The organism is Microcystis panniformis FACHB-1757 (assembly GCF_001264245.1).
In the GTDB taxonomy this organism is placed as follows: domain Bacteria; phylum Cyanobacteriota; class Cyanobacteriia; order Cyanobacteriales; family Microcystaceae; genus Microcystis; species Microcystis panniformis.
In genome coordinates, this window is record NZ_CP011339.1 from 4,905,069 (window position 1) to 4,925,427 (window position 20,359).

A 20,359-nucleotide genomic window follows, 5' to 3' on the forward strand; every position below is an offset into this window, starting at 1 on the left:
TAAACTAATCTGATAATTCCCCTCGCACGAGAATCACAGTGCAATTAACGGCACGGGCAATCGTCGAGGGGATATTGCCATTTAAGAACTGATTGAGCAAACTTTCCCTGGACGCACCCAAAAGCACCAAGGAACAGTCTTCCGATTCTACCAGATTAATTATTGCCTCGGCCGGAGAGGCCGAAGGAATCGGTAAAGGCACGATCATCTGTGCGATCGCTTTTTGTAAAGATGCTTGTAAAACTTCCAAAGTGGACAGATCTGGCAGTAACTCCGTCGGAGAATAAATTTTACATAACCAAAGTTTGGGATGATCCGAAGACTCGGACAAAGACAGCAAACTAGGCAATAATGCTAAAGCTCGTTGAGCATTGGGACCGCCGGCGGTGGGAATCAGCCACATCCTTTCCCGATGAGGATCGTTGGGAAAACAATCCTTTGTTCCCAATTTTACCAAGATGGTTTCACAGGGAGCTTGGGCGATCAAAGTATCGACTAAAAACCCAAAAATCGCCCCAGTAGTCGATTTTTCCCCCGTCCAACCCATAATTAATAAATTGCTGTGTCGTTCGCGAATCGTGGCCAAAATCCCTTCGGCGATATCCTGAGCAACGGAAATTTGTGTATGAACAGAGATATTCTGCTGTCGCGCTAATCTTTCCAAACGATGAAGTAATTTGCGTCCTTCCCGCGTATCTACCCGGACTTCCGCCGGAGAACTAAGACGAGGCACAGTAATCACATAGAGACAATCTATCTCATAATTGCGTTCACGGGCGATTGCGGCGGCAATTTTAAACAAAGCGGTAGCGGTGTCGGGATTGGCAATAGGTAATAAAATCCGGCCTATTCCCACGGCCGGGGAACGAGTTTGATAAACCACATAGGAAGGAGTACTGGGTTGGGGCAGTTGACAAACCCCTCCCAATTGATCAGCTTCCACCCGGATAATATCGGTGCGGGTGATGATCCCCACCAGTTTTTGACCATCGGTAACGGGTAAACGGGAAAGCTGATAGCGATTTAAGAGAAATAAAACATCGCTTAAAGCTGCCTGGGGGGCCACAGTAATCGGATTGGGAGTCATGATCTCCCGCAGGACGGTTTGACTGTTTTTTGATCGCCATTTATCCAGATCACTTTGGGTAAAAATCCCCAATAGTCGCCCCTGTTCCACCACGGGAAAACCGCGATGATGGGAACGGGACATAATTTTCACCACTTCCCCCAGGGGTAAATCCGCCGGCAGAATTTCCACCTGGGATTGCATCACATCTATAGCCGACAGATGGGCCAGCACATCATTAGCAGGGGTTTCCTCGTTGAGAATAATACCACTAGCGGAAAGTAAATGCTGATAGAGAGAACCGGGTAGAATGCTTTCGGCAGTGATATAAGAAACGGCACAGGTCAACATCAGGGGCAGCACAACATTAAAATTGTGATGCAGTTCAAAGACAATCACGATCGCCGTTACTGGAACCCTGACTACTCCCGTAAAAAAGGCCCCCATACCGGCTAAAGCATAACTAGGTTCGCTGCCGAAACCCATCATTTTCGTCTCGATTCCCCCCACCAGAAACCCCAAACAGGATCCCAACACCAAAGCGGGGGCGAGGAGTCCTCCCGGTGCGCCAGAACTATAGGAGATCATCGTCAGGAAAAAATAGACCACAAAAGCGAGGGCGGTATTCTGCCAGTTTAATTCCCCTGCCAGCAAAAATTCCCGTAAACCCGTATTATCTCGAAAAAAGTCGGGTAAAAAAGCCACTACCGTTCCCGATAAGCAACTGACCAGACCGATGCGCCAAGCTAAAGATAACCGCCAACGCCGCTGCATCTGACTACAAAAAAGGATGCCTTGATTGAATAAAGCCCCCAATAAGCCCGCTAAAGCCCCCAAAAGGCAATAAATGGGTATTTCTTGGGCAGAGAAGCTAATATTGGCATATTCAGTGATAATCGAGGGGGTATTCTGCAGCATCATCGAAACCACGGCCCCGGTAAAGGAAGCCACGATCGCCGTTTCTAGGGTCATACTGGAAACATCGCGCATTAATTCCTCGATCACAAAGAGGACTCCGGCGATGGGAGTAGTAAAACCGGCCGCTAACCCGGCAGCTGCCCCGGCTGCGATCATCTGACGACGGTGATCGGGACTGGTGGGCAGCCAGACGCTTAATTGGGCTGCTAGGGCTGCTCCGATGTGTACCGTGGGGGCCCGACGACCAAGGGTTAAACCACCGCCAAGGATCAGGATCGCCCCGATCATTTTTACTAGGGCGACGCGCCAAGACAGGGGCAAAGGATATTTAGCTAAGGCCGCTTTTACTTGGGGAATACCACCCCGGCGGCCGCGGGGGAGAAGTGTTCGACAATCCAGCCGGCGCTGTAACCAAGCAGAAAACCGCCGAGGGGCAAAACTAGGAAAGGAGAGGAATTGGCTACTAGATGCACCCGCCAACCACCTAACCAACCGATGCCCAATTTCAGAATAATAGCGGCAAGGGCGGAGAGAATTCCGATTAAACAGGCTACCAGTAAAGCATAACGACTATCGGTCGCGCTACGTCCGAAGTGTTGGGATTTAAACCACTGATGGAGGTTTTGGTGACGGGCAAAAAGTCCCATAATTATCAGGGAGAATCAAGGCAAGCGAGGATTTATTTAGGGTTCTGATTCCTCGTTTCTTTAATCATAGGCCGTTAAGTTCTGTCACCGTTCACCTTGTTGCTACCAGTGGCCCTAATAGTAGTTTTTCGATCGATGGGCTAGGATCAAAGGTTGTCCCTGTCTTTGAGCGGAGGGTATTGTAAAGTTTCAAGACAAATATTGTCAGATATAGTCAAACATGGCAATATGTGGACATGAAACTATCAGACTATGCAAAAAAAGCAGCAATAAGTTATCGAACGGCTTGGAGATGGTGGAAACAAGGGAATTTAACAGGTTATCAATTGCCTTCTGGTACAATTATCATAACGGATGACAACCATTCAAAACCCGACTTGATAGCTTGCATTTATGCAAGGGTTTCCAGCGCCGAAAATAAAGACAATCTAGATAGACAAGCTGACCGATTAAAAGATTATGCTGTTGCTAGAGGCGACAAAATCTACAAAGTTGTCAAAGAAGTAGGCAGTGGATTAAACGATAATCGCCAACAATTAGCCAAAATTCTAGTTGACCCCAATTATAATGTTTTAATTGTTGAACACAAAGACCGTCTAGCCAGATTGGGGACTAATTATCTAGAAATCTTGTTAAAAAAACTAGATAAAAAAGTGGAGATTGTCAATCAAAGTGAGGATAAGCAAGATGAGTTTATGTCAGATTTAATAGCCATTATCACCTCTTTTTGTTCTCGAATTTACGGATTAAGAAGGTCGAAAAGAAAGACAGAAAAGAGCCTAGCTGAGTTAAAAGACAACGAATAATAATGTTAGTAGCAGAAAGACACATTATCAAGAAAGGACATCCATTTTGGGCTGAGATAGATAATTGATCTTGGCAGTCTAAAAATCTTGACAACTCAGCCAATTATTTAATCCGACATAATCTTTAGATAGGCGGAAAAAATCACCATTTTATATTGTTATGTTGGTTCAATAATTTTGATCCCTGCTCTAAATTCCCGCAGTGCTTGAGCATGATTGTCTATATTAATACAACGCAGCAATAAACCTATATCTAAACTTGGTAAAAGTTGCGATTTACTAACAGCATCATAACCATCATTCCCTAAGCTATAAAACAATAAATCATCATTCATCCAAAACCAAACTTCAGGAATTTGTAACCGTTTGTATGCTTCCAGTTTATCAATCCCTCCACTACTAACAACCACCTCAATCACTAAATCAGGATGTTTTCTATTTGCTCCCAATTCATAAGATTCATCACCTTCTTTTTTAACCTTTTCAAATTCATTTTCTAAGGTGACAGAACCAGTAGGAGTAAAATCTAATCCCAAAAATTCTAAATAAATTTCTAGTAAAGCACCAATACGTTCTTTGATAGTTTCGTGTTTTTTCCTTGGCATTTTTCTAATCTCCAAAACTCCATCTAAAAAAGATAACCTTAACCATGGGCGCTCAATTAGCTGTTCAACAGCTTTAAATTCTCTCCAGGTTAGGTCACTAATTAAAATTGGTTCTGCTTCCCGTTCAATTAGTGTAGTTATCATAATTTAAACCCAAATTTAGAGAGTGAATTTTGATCAATATGATATCATCTAAAAATAGATTATCATAAAAACAGGACTTACGCAAAAAAGACCGAAAGTAGGGGTAACTCATGAATTACCCCTACGCAAGAATAAGGCGTTCAGCCACGTCTTGCGTAAGTCCTAAAAAAACATCATGCAAGCATACAAACTCAAAGGAAAAATTGATCAATCTGGTAAGTTGCTGATTACCGAACCCCTGAATTTACCCCCCAGAAACGTGGAAATTGTAGTTTGGGCAGCCACAGATAACCTTTAATATTTAATAGAATTTTCTTGCAGCCATTCTGATATAGTTTCTTGACTTTCTTGACCGTTTGCTAGTCGTTCCATTATTAAAACAACTTCGGGTTCTGGAACATCCAACGAATATCCATTTAATTCCAGAAAGATAGCCATTACTACGAAAGCTATCCGTTTATTACCATCTATAAAAGCATGATTTTTAGCAAATCCATAACCATAAGCCGCAGCTAAATCAAATATACTGGGTGTAGGTTCACCATAAGCAAATAAATTTTTCGGTCTATCTAAACTAGCTAAAAACAAATTGTTATCTCGCACACCTGCAAGACCACCATGCTGTATTAATTGGTCTTCATGTATAGCTTTAACAATTATTTCATCTAACCAGAAAATTCCATTCATTTCCCTAACTCATGAAGTGCATTTCTGTATTTTGTGCTGACTTTTCTGTAAGCCTCCATTGCTTTCTCAAAATCAGGATTACCAGCAGTTATAATAATACCTGTTGGTGTTTCAGTGACAAATACACTGTCTCCTTCTTGAACTTTAAGTTTTTCTAGGACTTCTTGAGGTAATGTTATAGACAAGTAATTTCCAACTCTACTAATTTTTAAGGTGTACATTTAGTTAATAACCTCCTATTGAGCCAATTTGAGATAATAATATAAAAACAGATTATCATAAAAAACATCATGCAAGCATACAAACTCAAAGGAAAAATTGATCAATCTGGTAAGTTGCTGATTACCGAACCCCTGAATTTACCCCCCAGAAACGTGGAAATTGTAGTTTGGGCAGCCACAGACACCCTTGAGCATACCACAACCCCAACCACTGAACCAGCACCAGAAACACCAAAAAGAAAATCTAGGATCAAAGCATTTCAGGGTTTATTTGAAAATGCCCCTGCCATTCCAGCAGACTTTGATCCAGATCAAGCTAAATGGGAATATTTAAAGGAGAAACATAACCTGTGAAAATCTTGCTTGATACCAACATAATTATAGATAGTGTAAACTTAAAGAGTTCACCTATTACCAAAATTCTATGACTCGCTGGTTTAATATTGCCGGTCCCTGTAAAGACGATATCCACTATATGTTATCTCCCACAGTACGATTACCAGATTTAGAGGAGCTAATTGAACAAGAAAGTTATTTTGTCCTTCATGCACCACGACAAACCGGGAAAACCACCGCTATGTTATCCCTAGCAAAACAACTTACTGATACTGGAAATTATGCCGCAGTCATGGTATCTGTAGAAGTAGGAAGTGCATTTAATCATGATCCTAGTGCCGCAGAATTGGCAATTTTAGGAACTTGGTATAATACAATTCAAGATAGTTTACCTGAAGATTTCCAACCACCTGTTAAACAATGGCAACAGGAAGAACCAGGAAGCAGAATAAAGGCTTTTTTAAGAGGTTGGGCAAAAGCTATCAATCGTCCCATAGTATTATTTATAGATGAAATTGACTCTTTACAAGACCAAACATTAATATCAGTTTTACGACAGTTAAGAGATGGTTTTCCTAACCGTCCAGAAAATTTTCCCTCATCAGTAGGATTAATTGGTTTACGAGATGTGCGAGATTATAAAGTAGCATCGGGAGGTAGTGATAGATTAAATACATCTAGTCCTTTTAATATAAAAGTTGCTTCTCTTACTATGCGAAATTTTAATCTGGCAGAAGTGGGAGAATTATATCAACAACATACAGCAGCAACTGGACAACTTTTTACAACAGAAGCAATAGAAACAGCGTTTAATTTAACCCAAGGACAACCTTGGCTAGTCAATGCTTTAGCTAAAGAAATTGTAGAAAAAATGGTAAAAGATAGAAGTATTACTATTACTAAAAAACATATTTTAACAGCCAAAGAAATATTAATTAATCGTCAGGATACTCATTTAGATAGTTTAGCGGAAAAACTCAGAGAAAAACGAGTTAAAAACATTATTGAACCAATTTTAGCAGGGCAAACCTTACCCGATACCCTAGCAGATGATCGCCAATATTTAATAGATTTAGGATTATTACGACGTGATCCGATGGGGGGATTAGTTATTTCTAACCCCATATATCGTGAAGTTATTCCCCGCGTTTTAGTCCAAGGAACTCAGGACAGTTTACCTTTAATTAGTCCTAGTTGGTTGACAGCAAAAGGTGAATTAAATATAGATGCTTTATTAACAGCATTTCTCAGGTTTTGGCGACAACATGGAGAACCATTATTAAGTAGTGCTGCTTACCATGAAATTGCTCCGCATATAGTATTAATGGCTTTTTTACATCGTGTGGTTAATGGTGGGGGAGTTTTAGAAAGGGAATATGCAATTGGTAGCGATAGAATGGATTTATGTTTGCAGTATAAAGATGTAATTTTAGGGATTGAATTAAAAGTATGGCGGGATAAAAAACGCGATCCGCAAGCTGATGGAATTGAACAATTAGAATCTTATTTAGGACGTTTGGGTTTAGATTTTGGTTGGTTATTTATCTTTGATAGGAGGAAAAATGCTTTACCAATGGAAGAAAGATTATCCACTGAAGTTGTGGTGACAGAAAATCAATATAGAATTACTGTAATTAGGGCTTGAGTTTTATATTTTTTGTTTGACGCAGAGGCACTACAGTCGCAGAGAGGAGAACGGAAAGAGGGATTTTTGCAGATCATTTTTCTCTGTATCCTTGAAAATTGTAGAGTAAACAAATCTGTACGAATTACCATTAGGGATAACTTTTAGGGATTAGGGAAAAAGACGATTTTTCCCAGAATGCCTAGTATTCCTGTCACCAAAATTCCGACAATGCCAAGAAACCCATTAGTGGTAATATTCACCCGTGCATTCAGGTCATCAATACGCTTTTCTATTTCCATAACTTTAGAATCTAGGGCTTTAATATCTCCTCTTATTTCTGATTGTCCTATCTCTAGCTTATTAACATCTCTTTGTAAAGAGTCGATTTTTCCCTCAATCCTTGTCAGGACTGCTTCTAGGGAATAAGTTACGGTTTCGTTAGACATTTTACTAAACTCCTACTTTTGCTGATTTTTTCTCTAATCGACAAGGCATCAAAATTGCCCATAGGTACGACTAAGGATAACTTTTAGGGATTAGGGAAAAAGACGATTTTTCCCAGAATGCCTAGTATTCCTGTCACCAAAATTCCGACAATGCCAAGAAACCCGTTAGTGGTAATATTCACCCGTGCATTCAGGTCGTCAATACGCTTTTCTATTTCCATAACTTTAGAATCTAGGGCTTTAATATCCCCTCTTATTTCTGATTGTCCTATCTCTAGCTTAGTGAGACGCTCATTAACATCTCTTTGTAAAGAGTCGATTTTTCCCTCAATCCTTGTCAGGACTGCTTCTAGGGAATAAGTTACAGTTTCGTTAGACATTTGCTAAACTCCCAGATTTATCCTGCCGCTATCTTAATTATTAATCTTTTTTCTAGTTTAAGATGGCTTACGGTTCACTGCCACGATTGCGCCAGACTTGCCAACCGACGTAACCGAGGAGGAGAGTCGCACCAAAGGCAAAACCCCAACCACTGGGAACATTGGAGAAACCGAGGGCTAAACTGCCCACCCAGAGAGTTAGGGCGTAGATAAATAATACTGTCAGACGGTGAGAGATACCCGCTTCTAGTAAACGGTGGTGTAAATGACGTTTATCAGCCACAAAAGGGGATTTTCCGCGTTTGAGACGGGAAATAATCACCGTGGACATATCGAGGAGAGGAACCGCGAGGATGAGATAGGGTAGTAAGACGGCGGTAACGGCAACGGTAGTCACAGCAGTAGTTTTAGCCAATCCAATCACCGCCACACCCGCCAGGGTAAAACCCATAAAATAGGCCCCACCATCCCCCATAAAAATTTGGGCGGGGTTAAAATTGTAACGCAGAAAACCCAAGGCCCCACCCGCTAAAGCGGCGGCGATAATAGCGGCGGCCGGTTGTCCCATCACCAAAGTTACAACCAAAATCACCACGGCAGATATACCCGAAACTCCCGCCGCTAATCCATCTAAACCGTCAATCCAATTAATCGCGTTAGCCATCCCCACTAACCAGAGGAGAGTAATCGGTAAACTTAGCCAATGAATTTGTAATAAATCGCCGAAGGGAATAGAGAGGAAATCGATCCTCACCCCAGCTTGCCAAGCTAGAAAAGCGACGCTAAACTGCATTACCAGACGATTGAGGGGCGAAAGATTAAAAAGATCATCCGCTAGACCGATGAGAAAAAAGCCCAAACCGCCTAGGGTTACGCCCCACACTTCCCATTCTCGATCGCTGTTTAAACCAGCAAACCCTCCCAACCACCAAACGATCAGGAGGGCAGTTAAAGCGCCGACAAAAATCGAAACTCCCCCCAGTCGAACCATAGGCCTTTCATGGACCTTTCTTTCGTTGGGTTTATCGACGTAACCGCTTTTCAGTCCGACGGTTCTGACGAGGGGGGTACTCCAAAGTACAACGGTATGGGCGATCAGAAAAGCAATTAGATAGTATAAATCTCCGGACATGGGAATTGGGGGGCGATTTAATTCACAATTGGCCACTGACAGGCAATCGCCAATTATGAACTTTTATTATCTCTCTTTTTAGGCCAAGGCGGGGACGGAAATATGGAGATGGGGATAGAGGGGGAAGCTTTCACAGAGTTTCCCTACCCGTTGACGGCAAGCAGTTCCCAGGGCTTCATCACCTGGATTAAGGAGAATATCGGCGATAATGTTGCCAATCTCGATAAATTCCGTTTCTCCTAGTCCTCTGGTGGTCATAGCCGGGGAACCCAAGCGCAGACCACTGGTGACAAAGGGAGACTCGGGATCGAAGGGAACAGTGTTTTTATTAGCGGTAATATTAATGGTACTCACCAAGCGATCGGCTTCTTTCCCGGTCATGCCCACGGATCTTAAATCGAGTAACATCAAGTGATTATCCGTACCATCGGTGACAATTTTAATCCCTCTAGCCTTCAACTGACCGGCCAAAGCTTGGGCATTAGCGATTACTTGGCCCGAATAGATTTTAAACTCCGGTTTCAATGCTTCCCCAAAAGCCACAGCTTTCGCCGCAATCACGTGTTCTAGGGGTCCGCCTTGGGTACCGGGGAAGACGGATTTATCGAATTTTTTGCCTAATTCCTCGTCTTTGGTCATAATTAACCCCCCCTAGGACCGCGCAGGGTTTTGTGAGTGGTGGTAGTGACCACATGACAGTGGGGTAGGGGGTTAGGATGATGACCAGTGGCCACTAAACCGGCAATATGGGCGATATCTGCCATCAAGTAGGCCCCCACTTCGTCAGCGATGGCGCGGAATTTCTCGAAATCAATCCGGCGCGAGTAGGCAGAATAACCGCAGATAATTAGTTTGGGTTTTTCTTTGCGGGCGATGTCAAGGATGAGATCGTAGTCGAGGAGTTCGGTTTCGGGACTTACTCCGTACTGTACGACTCGGAACCATTTTCCGGAAACGTTAACGGGGGAACCGTGGGTAAGATGACCACCGTGGGAGAGATCCATGCCCATAATCGTATCGCCGGGCTGCAAGAGGGTCAGGAAAACGGCGAAATTAGCTTGGGCGCCGGAGTGGGGTTGTACGTTAGCGTGGTTTGCCCCAAATAGTCGTTTAACCCGATCGATCGCTAATTGTTCCGCTTCGTCAATGTATTCGCAACCGCCATAGTAGCGTTTTTTTGGCAGTCCTTCGGCGTATTTGTTGGTTAAAACCGAACCCTGGGCGGCCATGACGGCAGCCGAGGTAAAGTTTTCACTAGCGATTAATTCTAGGTGATCTCTTTGACGTTGTAGTTCTTTTTGCAAAATCCCTGCGATCGCTGGATCCGTCAGGGATAGTATATCTAAGTTCGTATCAGTCACGGTTACTCGATCCTTTTTTTAACAATTTACCTGTAATCCTTGGGTCACTTTCTCCATTTTGGCACAATCTCTAATCTTCCGACACACCAGTGAGCTTAATTGCCTCTCTTCGGGGTCGCTCATCAATTGTCAACTGTTAGCAGTAAAATCTTCATTTTTAGTCAATAAGTGATAGTAATATTAGCCAATAGAACCCCCCAAAAGCTTGGATTAAGTGATAAAATCGGAAGTAATACTAAATCTGGTTATTAAAGACTGATTATTTATTCCCCTTTTTGCATGAGTGCATGAGTAGAAAACGGGTTTCTCCGAGAAACCCGTTTTCTGTGCGTTACTCAACGTATTTAGTATTCGTAGAAGTTCTACAAAAAGTTGACAAATTTTAAAAATAGGGTGGATTACCTTCAAGATAACCACCCGAAAACTACCATTAATTATCTGTAATCAACCGGTATTTCTCATCCCTGCGGCAATACCATTAATCGTCATTAAAGCGCCCCTTAATAACTCCTCTTTAGAATAGCGGAAATGAATCACACCGGATTGAGCTTGACTATTGTATTGACGTAAACGCTTGAGGAGAGACACCTGTAGGAAACCGAGGGGAACGATCGAACCGTTGCGTAACTGCACCGAGCGCTGTAAATTCGGATCATTATCTAATAAATTTTTCTCGCCGGTGATCTGGAGAACAATCTCGCTAGTGCGATTATATTCCTCTTTGATCCTTTCAAACAGACGTTGAAAACGTTCTCGATCTTCCTGTTTAGAAAGTTCACTGACGTAGTGATAGGCAATCTGTAGATCCACCTTCGATAGAGTCATTTCTGCTTTAGAAATCACCATCTGGAAGAAGGGCCACTTGTGATAAAAATGGCGCAACAATTCTAAATTTCGGTTAGGAGAATCATCGAGAAACATCTGCAAAGCTGTCCCTAAACCATACCAAGCTGGTAAAAGAAAACGGGTTTGAGTCCAACTAAATACCCAGGGAATTGCCCGCAGGGTACTTAAATCCTGTTGACCACTTTTCCGGCGCGCCGGTCGGGAACTAATCTGTAAAAGACTAATTTCAGGAATGGGAGTTACGGACAGAAAGAAGTCTAAAAAGTCCGGTTCTTCATAAATCAAACTGCGATAGGTTTGCCGTGAACGGGTGGCCAACTCCTCCATGATGCGATTCCAGGGTTCGAGATCATCAAAACCACTGCCCAGTAAACTTGCCTGTATGACTGCCGTTACGGCCGTTTCGAGGTTATACAAGGCCAATTCTGGTAAAGAGTATTTCGAGGCTAAAACCTCGCCTTGTTCGGTGATTTTAATGCGACCGTTAATCGTTCCCCGGGGTTGGGCGAGGATAGCGGCGTAGGCAGGTCCACCACCCCGACCGACGGAACCGCCCCGGCCATGAAAAAGACGTAGATCCAAGCCGTATTGTTTAGCGGTTTTTTGTAAAGCCTTCTGGGCCTTATGAATTTCCCAATTACTGCTTAAAAAGCCGGAATCCTTATTACTATCGGAGTAACCCACCATAATCTCCTGTAAATTACCCGGTTCGAGGATGGCCGGTTCCGGGGTCACTTCCTCCCCGTTTAAAGCCCCTAAATGGTCGTAACCGCCGGCTAGGGCTGCCCGGTAGAGGGGCAATTCAAACAAAGTCTGCATGATGCCGGGGGCGTGTTTGAGGTCATCGACGGTTTCAAAGAGGGGAACAATGCGGAGGGAACTGCGGCTAGTGGCAGGGTCGTATAAACCGGCTTCTTGGGCTAATAACAGCACTTCTAGCACATCGCTGGCCTCGTTGGTCATGCTGATAATGTAGGTTTGGCAGATTTCCAGACCGAATTCCCCTTGCAGACTTCTTAAAACTCGCAGGGTTTCAATGGTTTCGCAGGTTCTTTCCGAGAAGGGCATTTCCCGGGGAATTAAGGGGCGACGGGTTTTTAATTCCGCCACTAACCAGGCGATTTTTTCTGATTCGGTTAATTGGCCGTAGGGTTTGGGTAAAACTCCGAGATAGGCGGCGATTTCTTCGATACATTCGGCGTGACGGGTGGATTCTTGCCGAAAATCTAACTGAGTCAGGACAAAGCCAAAAATCTCCACTTGGGCGATCAGTCGATCGAGTTCTTGACAGGAAAGACCGGTTTGCAAGAGACTGCGCTGTAATAGCTGTAATTCGGCTAAAAACTCGGAACCAGAGCGATAGATGTTGGTTTCGTTGAGTTTAGTTAATAACTGTCGTTCTTCCGGATCATTGAGGCGATTATTGCGATCGCGTGTATTTTCCAGACGTTTTTGAATAAAGGCCAATTTGAGGCGATAGGGTTCCTGACGGTAGCGGATTGCTAACTGGCTATAGATTTCGGGCATTTGCTGCTTATCTCTGTCCAGGGAGTCCAGCAACTCCGGCAAGACGTGACACCAGTGCAGGGAGGCACTTAAAATACTGGTCAGGTCGCGAATAGCATCGAGATATTTTTTAATAACGAGATTGCGCTGATAACAGCAGGTTTTCCAGGTGACTTCGGGGGTAACGGAGGGATTGCCATCCCGATCCCCCCCCACCCAAGAACCGAAGCGACAGAAGTTATTTTTCGGCGCTTGTAAACGGGGAAAGGAGGATTGTAGGCTTTGCTGCAGACGCAGGGTTAACTGGGGTAGGGAATCGAAGAGAACTTCATCGAAGTAGTGCAGGGCATAATCCACCTCATCGACGACGGTGGGTTTAAATTGATGTAGTTCATCTGTTCGCCACCAAAAACGAATTTCTTCTTTTAACTGTTTGGTGACTGTTTGTGCTTCTCTGGAGTTAGTTAACCCCATACTGCGAAAGATTTCTTCTGCTTGGTCGAGTTTTTCGAGAATGCCCGAGATGCGGCGCTGTTTAATGCGAATGGTATGACGGACAATTTCCGTGGGGTGGGCTGTGAAAACCAGACGAATATCTAATTGATCGAGAAGACGCTGGATTTCCTGGGGGGGGACGTTCACCTGTTTGAGATAGGGAAATAACCAGTGAAATAGTCCCGATTTTGGGCCGGAGTGATCGGACTCGTTCAGGGTTTTTTCTAGCCAATCAGCCCCGACAATGGTGGCTAAAAGGCTTTTTTGCGGTGGGTCTGTCTTGGGACTTTCGTTTTCTTCCCCGATCACCGTCCGTCGCAGTAGTTGCTGATCCCTTTGTTCGTAGTGTTGTTCGATTATATTTATTAACTGGAAATAGAGGGCAAAAGCGCGGGTAACTTTGATCGCTTCCCCTAGTTCCAAGTCTTCGATCATTTTGGCGATCATTGCTTCCGGACTATCATCGGTCACTTGTCCTTCCTCAGAACAGAGATGGCGCAGTAATTCCAGTAAATCGACTAATTCTTGACCACATTCGGAGACTAAGACTTCTTTCCATAAATCTTCGATTAATTTCAGTCTTTGCTGCAGAAACAGGTTGGAAGTGCTGAAAATATCCTGTTCGGTTTCGGTTGAGGGGACAAGGACGCTCATAATTTCAGTAATCAGTAATCAGTAATCAGTAAACAGTAAACAGTAAACAGTAAACAGTAATCAGTAATCAGTAAACAGTAATCAGTGAAAATAGGGATTAACTGCCTTGAAATGAAAAACTCTATCAAACCAATAACTGATCACTGATCACTGATAGATCGGGATTAAGCTGCCCGCGCATTTAAATTGCTTGTTGAGACGAGGCAAGAGGCAAGAGGCAAGAGGCAATAGTAAAGGGATTGGGGGAAATTCAGCTAATCTAAGGATAGGCGGTTAAGATGCGTCTTAGCTTAGTTCTTTAGGGTTGGTCAAAAATGAGATTATATGCCAAAGAATCACATTTTTTCCGATTTTTAACAAAAATTTCACTATTATTGCCTCTTTTCAGGGGGCAAAAGGATTTTTTTCTTGGATTATTGGTCACTGTTGACCGGTAACTGATCGGGAATATTGAGAAGGGGCAAGCGATCGCCGCGAAATAATTCCTCACTTTCCCGGCCCAATTCAATTAACCAATGATTGAGGGAACCCAGGGCCAGATAGGATAAAAGAAAGGGACTGACCGCTAGACTAAGCCAAAGCTCGATCGGTTGAGTTTTCATGGCAATTTCTCGGTTAAAGGACGGCGTTTGATGCGACGAATCGGAAAATTAGCAATCAGGGCTGTAGTTCGTTGGTCACTTTCTAGGAGCAACTCGGTTTCCTCGGTGTCGATATCAAGATAACGACTGACCACTTCTAAGATTTCTTGACGCATCATATTGAGAATTTCGGGACTAAGATCGGCGCGATCATGGGCCAGAATAAGTTTTAAGCGTTTTTTAGCTTGGTCGCCACTTTTGCCCGAACCGCGCCATGCTAGAAGTTTATCGATCAGGTCATTCATAGTAGGTTAAGGGGTTGAGATGAGAGAGTTTAAGGCCCAAACAAGCGACGACGCAGACGAGTAAGAAAACCTTCTTGACCGGCCATTAAATCTAGAAACGGCACATCGCGACCCTGTAAACGCTGGGCAATATTTCTAAAGGCCATGGAGGGGAGAGAGGTCTTCTCCTCTAATACTAATGGTTCCCCTTTATTAGTGGAAATAATAATTCTTTGATCGTCGGGAATAATCCCCAACAGGGGAATTACCAATAAGTCGAGAATGTCCTCGACGCTGATCATCTGGTTAAGTTGGATCATTTCTGGCCGCAGCCGGTTGACAATCAGACGGATACTCTTAATATCCTCGCTTTCTAGTAATCCCACCACGCGATCGGCATCTCTCACCGCCGACATTTCTGGGGTAGTAACTATGATCGCTTCCTGGGCGGCGGCGATCGCATTGCGAAAACCCATTTCAATTCCCGCTGGGCAATCAATCAATACATAGTCGTAACTTTTTGACAATTGGGCGACTAAATCCTTCATTTGATCGGCAGTAATTGCCTCTTTGGTGCGGTTTTGTGCCGCCGGTAATAGAACCAGATTTTCCTGTCTTTTATCCTTAACTAAAGCTTTATCAAGGCTACAATCTCCCGCCACCACATCGAGGGCAGTATAAACGATACGCTGTTCTAATCCTAACAATAAATCGAGATTTCTTAGTCCGAAATCGGCATCGACAAGGGCGACTCGACAGCCCAATTGAGATAAAGCTGAACCTAAGTTCGCCGTTACCGTCGTTTTACCGACTCCTCCCTTTCCCGATGTCACCACAATTACACGAGCCATAATTTATATCAGTTATCAGTTATCAGTTATCAGTTATCAGTTATCAGTTATCAGTTATCAGTTATCAGTTATCAGTTATCAGTTATCAGTTATCAGTTATCAGTTATCAGTTTTATAGAGTTTTTCGTTTCAACGCAGTTAATCGCTATTTTTACCAGTCACTGAATCACTGTTTACTGATCACTGTTTACTGATCACTGGTCACTGATCACTGTTTACTGGTCACTGATCACCTTTTTTCGACCCACCCCACTTGATCTTTAAAGGTGTAGGTTCTGGAAAAATTATAAGCCCCAATGATGCGGATTCCTCCTTCGCTGATACAGGCGATTTCTGGTTCTATGCGATCGCTATCTAAAGCTGGAGACCTTGCCACTAATTCGGCGATCCTCAGTTGAGTTAAGTCGATTCGCAGGGCCATAATTACCGCTGCTCGATCGCCTCGGAATCCCGCATGAGCTACACCGCGTAAACCTCCCCAAACTAATATATCGCCATCAGCGACGATCGATCCGCCGGGGTTGACATCGCCCATGATTATAACTGTACCGGGGTGACGGATTTCTACACCCGATCGCAGGGTGGTTTTTAAGTACAAAGGTTCGGCAAGGGGAGATTGGGAAGGTTGCTCATCCCCGAAAACCCCCGGATTGGAGCGCATTTGTTCGACATTGTAACCCATGGTTGCCGCCGCTACTGCGGTTTGTCTTCTTTGGGTTTGGATCGTGTGCAGGGGTAATTCGGCACTGTCTAAAATTGTGGCGATCGCTTGTAGTTGCCGCGTATCCATCAGGCGATCATTGACCTGTAGGTGTACAGGTGTTCTAGCGGGGCAGTTTTGACCGCTATTACGGAGATAATATTTCAATCCTGTCAAGATATCTGTCCAATCCTGACTTGTCTCCCCGGCGCCGGTTTCGGGTAAAATTAGCACCAATTTCTCACCCTCACTTTTTAGGTGAATTTGGGCGTATCTTGACCTTACCGAGGCTGATGGCTCAATTTTTTCGGTTTCTAGGTCGATTTCTTGATTTATTCCGGTTTTAGTTTCATCCATAAAGATAATTTTTTACTTAAAAAAGACAAAGCGCAAAATAGCGATCAGCAAACCGACGGAAGCGGTAATCAGTGAACCGCCTAAAATGGTTATTAATGCCCAAATTTGATTTTTTTGACTGCCCTCGACTATTTTGAGGCGATTATCCATCCCTTCGACTCTTTCGGTTAATTTTGCCTGTCCTATCTCTAGGGATTTAACATCTTGCTTGATTTCCTTAATATCAGCTTTAATTTCGCCAATATCAGCTTTAATTTCGACGATACTATTCTCGATCGCCGTGAAACGAGTTTCCATCGCCGTGAAACGAGTCTCGATCGCCGTGAAACGAGTCTCGATCGCTTTTTGTCCGTTGATAATTAAGTCTTCTAGCCTTTGCAAGTCCGTATCGGCAACAGTTTTCATAAAAATTAACTGGCTATCAGTATAGATGTTTCTTTAATTATGAACCTTGAGCAGCCAGCAGCAGTGGGAATTAGGAATTATGAATTAGGAATTGCGGCTGATGCGAGATAGAGAGGTTTGTAAAATCAAAGGGAGGCATCACGATAAAGGTAATCACTCCAAAGCATGAGGCCTCCCATGAATAGGATAGATGCTCCCACCCTCTTGACTATTATTTATGTCCTGGTGGATGACTGGTATCAAGAACAGGGATATCGCTTGACTCCCATGCTACCTGGACCTGAGCCTAGTTTCAGTGATAGTGAAATGTTGACCTTTTGGTTTATTCCCCGAACGCTCCCGCAGCAGAATCCGTATTGCAGTTCATTCAAAGCAACAATATCCTAGCCGACAAGGGGTTTATTGGTAAGTAGTCGTGCAAAATTAATTTCCTAGTAAAGATAGGCACTCATGCAAGAGGCAAAAGGCAAGAGGGGGTTAGATATGTGTAATTAGGGTCTGCTGAATAAATCTAAAAACCTTGTTGGATAAGACTTTTAGACTTGTTTTTACTCAAAAAGTGCCAGCCGTTGCGGGGATCGGGGGGAAAATTCAGGTACTTTTTCCCTGAAAATTAGGTAATTGACTACCTCAAAATCGGTAAAACCCCACACCCCACACCCCACACCCCACACCCTGCCCCCAGGAAAAGCTTTTTCAGCAAACCCTAATTAATTTTGCTTAGGTACTTAAATCGAAATCCGCTAGTTTTACTCGATGGCTTTCTCGGCGCGCTCCCCTATAGTATATATGTATGGGGGAAGTTCAGCTAAAACGCGGTTGAGAAACTGGGCAACCTTGTATGTTATTAAATTATGTAATAACATGATATGTAGTAAACCTTGCCTAAAATCATGAGTAATAAACAATACAATCTAACCTGGGCTAGAATAGGCAATGCTTCAGGTTTCCGTCTGAGTGCCAGTTTTTTTAAGGATAATCCCCAATTCAAAGAAGCTAAAGGTGCTGTTGAAGTTATCAGTCCTGATACCTTATTAGTCCGCTTACAGCCTCAATCTGTAGAACAGGAGGAAGATGAACTAATGATGAGTTTATTCTTAGATTTTCTGACCAAGCAAGCCCTATTAAATCCTGATGCTGAGTTAGAAGCTTATACGGAAGCAATGGCGGCGGTCGATGAAGAGTTGATGACAGGAGTAGAACTTGATAGTTAACGGTTGGCGAATCTACTTCATTAAAAGACTTTTTGGGCAACAACGCCGCGATTTACAAGTTGAGGTTCGTAAACTAAAAAACACCTTGCCAACAGAAGCATACCGTACTCATTCTACAGTCAAACTCTACAGGGCGATTATGGTCGCCATTAAAGAAAAAATCCCTCTCGACCCTTTTGCTTCCCATTTTGCTCTGACTGGGGCGCTCAAGCATTACGGAAGAGTCAAAAAGATGGGACTACCTGACCGTTATCGCTTATTCTTTCGGGCTATACAAACCGAGGAGTATAAAGCAATTTTTGTTTTATGGCTAGGCTATCCTCGCAAACAAGGGGATAAAAATGATTGTTACAAAGTTTTCACAAAAATGGTTCAGCGAGGTGATTTTCCCAGTTCTCTTGACGCTTTAATCCTTGATAGCCAAGAAGATTAGCTAGTGATAAGGTGGTTGAAAAAGCGATCGTAACCCACAGATACACTTTCAACTGCGCCTCCACAGAAAGATTGCGATCTAACATTAGCATGAGATCGACGATCGCACTAAGATGATATGATAGTAGTGCATTTTCCTAATTATTGATGATTAAGAGTTTTGCATCTAAGGAGACAGAGCAGTTATTCAAACGTAAATTTTCACGAAAATTACCTCAAGATATTCAACGAAATGCTCGGAGAAAGCTAGAAGTTTTAGACGCGGCCGAAACTTTACAGGATTTATACATTCCTCCATCTAATCGGTTGGAAAAACTCTCAGGAGATAGAAAAAATCAGCATAGTATCCGAATTAACGATCAGTGGCGGATCTGTTTTATTTGGAAAAATGGCAACGCCTACAATGTAGAAATAGTCGATTATCATTAATTGTTACTCAATAATCATGACTGAGAAAAAATTATTAGCCCCCATTCATCCTGGTGAGATTCTGTTAGAAGAATTTCTCAAACCGATGGAAATTAGCCAAGAACGTTTGGCAGAAGATCTTAATGTACCAATAGAGCAAATCAAGGAAATTATCGAGGAAAAGCGAGGAATTACTGCCGATATTGCCTTAAGGCTTTCTCGTTATTTTGGTATGTCTGAAAGGTTCTGGATGAATCTTCAAACAAGGTATGATATTGAAGTAGAAAAAGATAGGCTCAGAGAACGTTTAGAGAAGGAAGTAAAAGTCTATGCTGCTTCACAAGCACTGTAGCATAACCGAAAAAATAGGGGAAGAATAATAATTTTAACCCCCCGTAGGGTGGATTAGCGCAGCGTAATCCACCATTACATCAATTATTGAATAACCATAGATTAGGTGCGTTACACTTCGTTAACGCACCCTACAAGAGCCGCGATCGCACTATACAAACCAAGGAGTATAAAGCTATTTTTGTTTTATGGCTAGGCTATCCTCGCAAACAAGGGGATAAAAATGATTGTTATAAAGCCTTCACAAAAATGGTTCAGCGAGGTGATTTTCCCAGTTCTCTTGACGCTTTAATCCTTGATAGCCAAGAAGATTAGCTAGTGATAAGGTGGTTGAAAAAGCGATCGTAACCCACAGATACACTTTCAACTGCGCCTCCAGAGAAAGATTGAGGTCTAACGTCCACGTTCAGCAGTTGCCGAGATCTTTAGCATCTCACCTAGGCGGCTTGAGTCAATCCGCTGCACCAGGATAGTTTTAGGTTCTTCAAACTTCATTTTCTTGGGTGTATCAAACGCAATGTTTCCCCATTCAAGATTACTCACTATCTCTTCCACAACGCCCAGGGAGGTCGCAGACTTAGTCGGAGGCAGATGCGGAGCCGACGACGGAACTATAGTAAGACGACTAAAATAGAGGTTTCCGAAAATTGCCCCAGCTACAATTGAAATGCCAAGCAAAAAACTGTAAATTGCAATTTTTTTTCTCATATTTTTTTCTCATAAATGCTTGAAGAATCGTGGAGTCGATAACTACAGTTAAGTTAACTGTGGACACCAACAGATAGCCTACCAATTACTTCTGCAACCAATAACTGAAGCAGCCCAACTATTAATTATACCGCTTACTGCGGTTTAGCACCCTCCTCTGTCTTACTATCCCACCTCCATCGGTCTAACAC

22 protein-coding genes and 2 pseudogenes are annotated in these 20,359 nt (G+C 43.2%); 9 read left to right on the top strand and 15 right to left on the bottom strand.

Annotated features, from left to right (window positions below; genetic code table 11):
• Positions 1–4: 4 nt before the first annotated feature.
• Positions 5–2,631 (bottom strand): annotated as a pseudogene (locus tag VL20_RS22980) (chloride channel protein).
• A 236-nt stretch (positions 2,632–2,867) separates the two neighbouring features.
• Between VL20_RS22980 and VL20_RS22985 the strand changes: the two are divergent.
• Positions 2,868–3,437 (top strand): IS607 family transposase, encoded by a 570-nt coding sequence (locus VL20_RS22985; protein ID WP_052277935.1) that lies wholly within the window; start codon positions 2,868–2,870, stop codon positions 3,435–3,437.
• Between the two features lie 158 nt (positions 3,438–3,595).
• Here VL20_RS22985 and VL20_RS22990 read toward each other — a convergent pair whose 3' ends face one another.
• The gene (locus tag VL20_RS22990) at positions 3,596–4,186 is read right to left on the bottom strand and encodes a Uma2 family endonuclease (RefSeq protein ID WP_052277936.1); all 591 of its coding nucleotides are present in this window, start codon (positions 4,184–4,186) and stop codon (positions 3,596–3,598) included.
• Between the two features lie 175 nt (positions 4,187–4,361).
• Between VL20_RS22990 and VL20_RS33220 the strand changes: the two genes are divergently transcribed.
• Positions 4,362–4,484 carry a hypothetical protein gene (locus VL20_RS33220; RefSeq protein ID WP_256380717.1) on the top strand — a complete coding sequence of 41 codons (123 nt, stop codon included), beginning with the start codon at positions 4,362–4,364 and terminating at the stop codon, positions 4,482–4,484.
• Here VL20_RS33220 and VL20_RS22995 read toward each other — a convergent pair.
• Together VL20_RS22995 and VL20_RS23000 are read right to left on the bottom strand one after the other, a co-directional pair.
• Complete coding sequence (locus VL20_RS22995; protein ID WP_004161699.1) at positions 4,481–4,873, bottom strand: type II toxin-antitoxin system death-on-curing family toxin; 393 nt, start codon at positions 4,871–4,873, stop codon at positions 4,481–4,483. The genes VL20_RS33220 and VL20_RS22995 overlap by 4 nt on opposite strands.
• A complete protein-coding gene (locus VL20_RS23000; RefSeq protein ID WP_052277937.1) occupies positions 4,870–5,094 on the bottom strand; it encodes an AbrB/MazE/SpoVT family DNA-binding domain-containing protein in 225 nt (74 codons plus the stop codon). Before VL20_RS23000 ends, VL20_RS22995 begins: the two co-directional genes overlap by 4 nt.
• A gap of 69 nt (positions 5,095–5,163) precedes the next feature.
• On the opposite strand from VL20_RS23000, the gene VL20_RS23005 reads away from it, so the two are divergent.
• Together VL20_RS23005 and VL20_RS23010 are read left to right on the top strand one after the other, a co-directional pair.
• The gene (locus tag VL20_RS23005) at positions 5,164–5,448 is read left to right on the top strand and encodes a hypothetical protein (RefSeq protein WP_052277938.1); all 285 of its coding nucleotides are present in this window, start codon (positions 5,164–5,166) and stop codon (positions 5,446–5,448) included.
• 70 nt (positions 5,449–5,518) lie between these two features.
• Positions 5,519–7,075, top strand: coding sequence for an ATP-binding protein (locus VL20_RS23010; protein WP_052277939.1), 1,557 nt, complete (start codon positions 5,519–5,521; stop codon positions 7,073–7,075).
• Between the two features lie 143 nt (positions 7,076–7,218).
• Here the strand turns inward: VL20_RS23010 and VL20_RS23015 are convergent, their stop codons facing one another.
• From VL20_RS23015 to VL20_RS23060, 10 genes and pseudogenes are all read right to left on the bottom strand, one after another.
• Positions 7,219–7,503, bottom strand: coding sequence for a hypothetical protein (locus VL20_RS23015; RefSeq protein WP_002764782.1), 285 nt, complete (start codon positions 7,501–7,503; stop codon positions 7,219–7,221).
• Between the two features lie 83 nt (positions 7,504–7,586).
• Entirely contained in the window at positions 7,587–7,883 is a 297-nt protein-coding gene (locus VL20_RS23020; protein ID WP_004161694.1) for a DUF4164 family protein, read from the bottom strand.
• A gap of 67 nt (positions 7,884–7,950) precedes the next feature.
• A complete protein-coding gene (locus tag VL20_RS23025) occupies positions 7,951–9,015 on the bottom strand; it encodes a glycosyltransferase family 4 protein (protein WP_081417804.1) in 1,065 nt (354 codons plus the stop codon).
• Between the two features lie 78 nt (positions 9,016–9,093).
• Positions 9,094–10,376, bottom strand: a pseudogene (gene glyA, locus VL20_RS23030) (serine hydroxymethyltransferase).
• Positions 10,377–10,820: 444 nt separating this feature from the next.
• Positions 10,821–13,877 carry a phosphoenolpyruvate carboxylase gene (gene ppc, locus VL20_RS23035; RefSeq protein WP_004161692.1) on the bottom strand — a complete coding sequence of 1,019 codons (3,057 nt, stop codon included), beginning with the start codon at positions 13,875–13,877 and terminating at the stop codon, positions 10,821–10,823.
• Between the two features lie 413 nt (positions 13,878–14,290).
• The gene (locus VL20_RS23040; RefSeq protein WP_004161691.1) at positions 14,291–14,479 is read right to left on the bottom strand and encodes a hypothetical protein; all 189 of its coding nucleotides are present in this window, start codon (positions 14,477–14,479) and stop codon (positions 14,291–14,293) included.
• On the bottom strand, positions 14,476–14,763 hold the full coding sequence (gene minE, locus VL20_RS23045; RefSeq protein ID WP_002764792.1) for a cell division topological specificity factor MinE: 288 nt from the start codon (positions 14,761–14,763) through the stop codon (positions 14,476–14,478). The genes VL20_RS23040 and minE overlap by 4 nt, the downstream gene beginning before the upstream one ends.
• 29 nt (positions 14,764–14,792) lie before the next feature.
• Positions 14,793–15,593 (bottom strand): septum site-determining protein MinD, encoded by an 801-nt coding sequence (minD, locus tag VL20_RS23050; protein ID WP_002764793.1) that lies wholly within the window; start codon positions 15,591–15,593, stop codon positions 14,793–14,795.
• A 229-nt stretch (positions 15,594–15,822) separates the two neighbouring features.
• Complete coding sequence (gene minC, locus VL20_RS23055) at positions 15,823–16,650, bottom strand: septum site-determining protein MinC (protein ID WP_052277940.1); 828 nt, start codon at positions 16,648–16,650, stop codon at positions 15,823–15,825.
• A gap of 12 nt (positions 16,651–16,662) precedes the next feature.
• Positions 16,663–17,055, bottom strand: coding sequence for a hypothetical protein (locus tag VL20_RS23060; RefSeq protein WP_052277941.1), 393 nt, complete (start codon positions 17,053–17,055; stop codon positions 16,663–16,665).
• Between the two features lie 893 nt (positions 17,056–17,948).
• Here VL20_RS23060 and VL20_RS23065 point away from each other — a divergent pair.
• The 5 genes from VL20_RS23065 to VL20_RS23085 all read left to right on the top strand — a co-directional run bounded on the left by VL20_RS23065 (position 17,949) and on the right by VL20_RS23085 (position 19,775).
• Positions 17,949–18,269 (top strand): hypothetical protein, encoded by a 321-nt coding sequence (locus VL20_RS23065; RefSeq protein ID WP_002793380.1) that lies wholly within the window; start codon positions 17,949–17,951, stop codon positions 18,267–18,269.
• Positions 18,259–18,702 carry a type II toxin-antitoxin system YhaV family toxin gene (locus VL20_RS23070; RefSeq protein WP_052277942.1) on the top strand — a complete coding sequence of 148 codons (444 nt, stop codon included), beginning with the start codon at positions 18,259–18,261 and terminating at the stop codon, positions 18,700–18,702. The genes VL20_RS23065 and VL20_RS23070 overlap by 11 nt, the downstream gene beginning before the upstream one ends.
• Before the next feature lie 146 nt (positions 18,703–18,848).
• Positions 18,849–19,130 (top strand): type II toxin-antitoxin system RelE/ParE family toxin, encoded by a 282-nt coding sequence (locus VL20_RS23075; RefSeq protein ID WP_052277943.1) that lies wholly within the window; start codon positions 18,849–18,851, stop codon positions 19,128–19,130.
• 16 nt (positions 19,131–19,146) lie between these two features.
• Positions 19,147–19,461 (top strand): HigA family addiction module antitoxin, encoded by a 315-nt coding sequence (locus tag VL20_RS23080; protein WP_002733868.1) that lies wholly within the window; start codon positions 19,147–19,149, stop codon positions 19,459–19,461.
• Positions 19,462–19,547: 86 nt separating this feature from the next.
• Positions 19,548–19,775 (top strand): type II toxin-antitoxin system YhaV family toxin, encoded by a 228-nt coding sequence (locus VL20_RS23085; RefSeq protein WP_052277944.1) that lies wholly within the window; start codon positions 19,548–19,550, stop codon positions 19,773–19,775.
• Between the two features lie 78 nt (positions 19,776–19,853).
• Here VL20_RS23085 and VL20_RS23090 read toward each other — a convergent pair whose 3' ends face one another.
• Positions 19,854–20,168: a hypothetical protein gene (locus tag VL20_RS23090; RefSeq protein ID WP_052277945.1), complete on the bottom strand. Its 315-nt coding sequence runs from the start codon at positions 20,166–20,168 to the stop codon at positions 19,854–19,856.
• Positions 20,169–20,359: the final 191 nt, after the last annotated feature.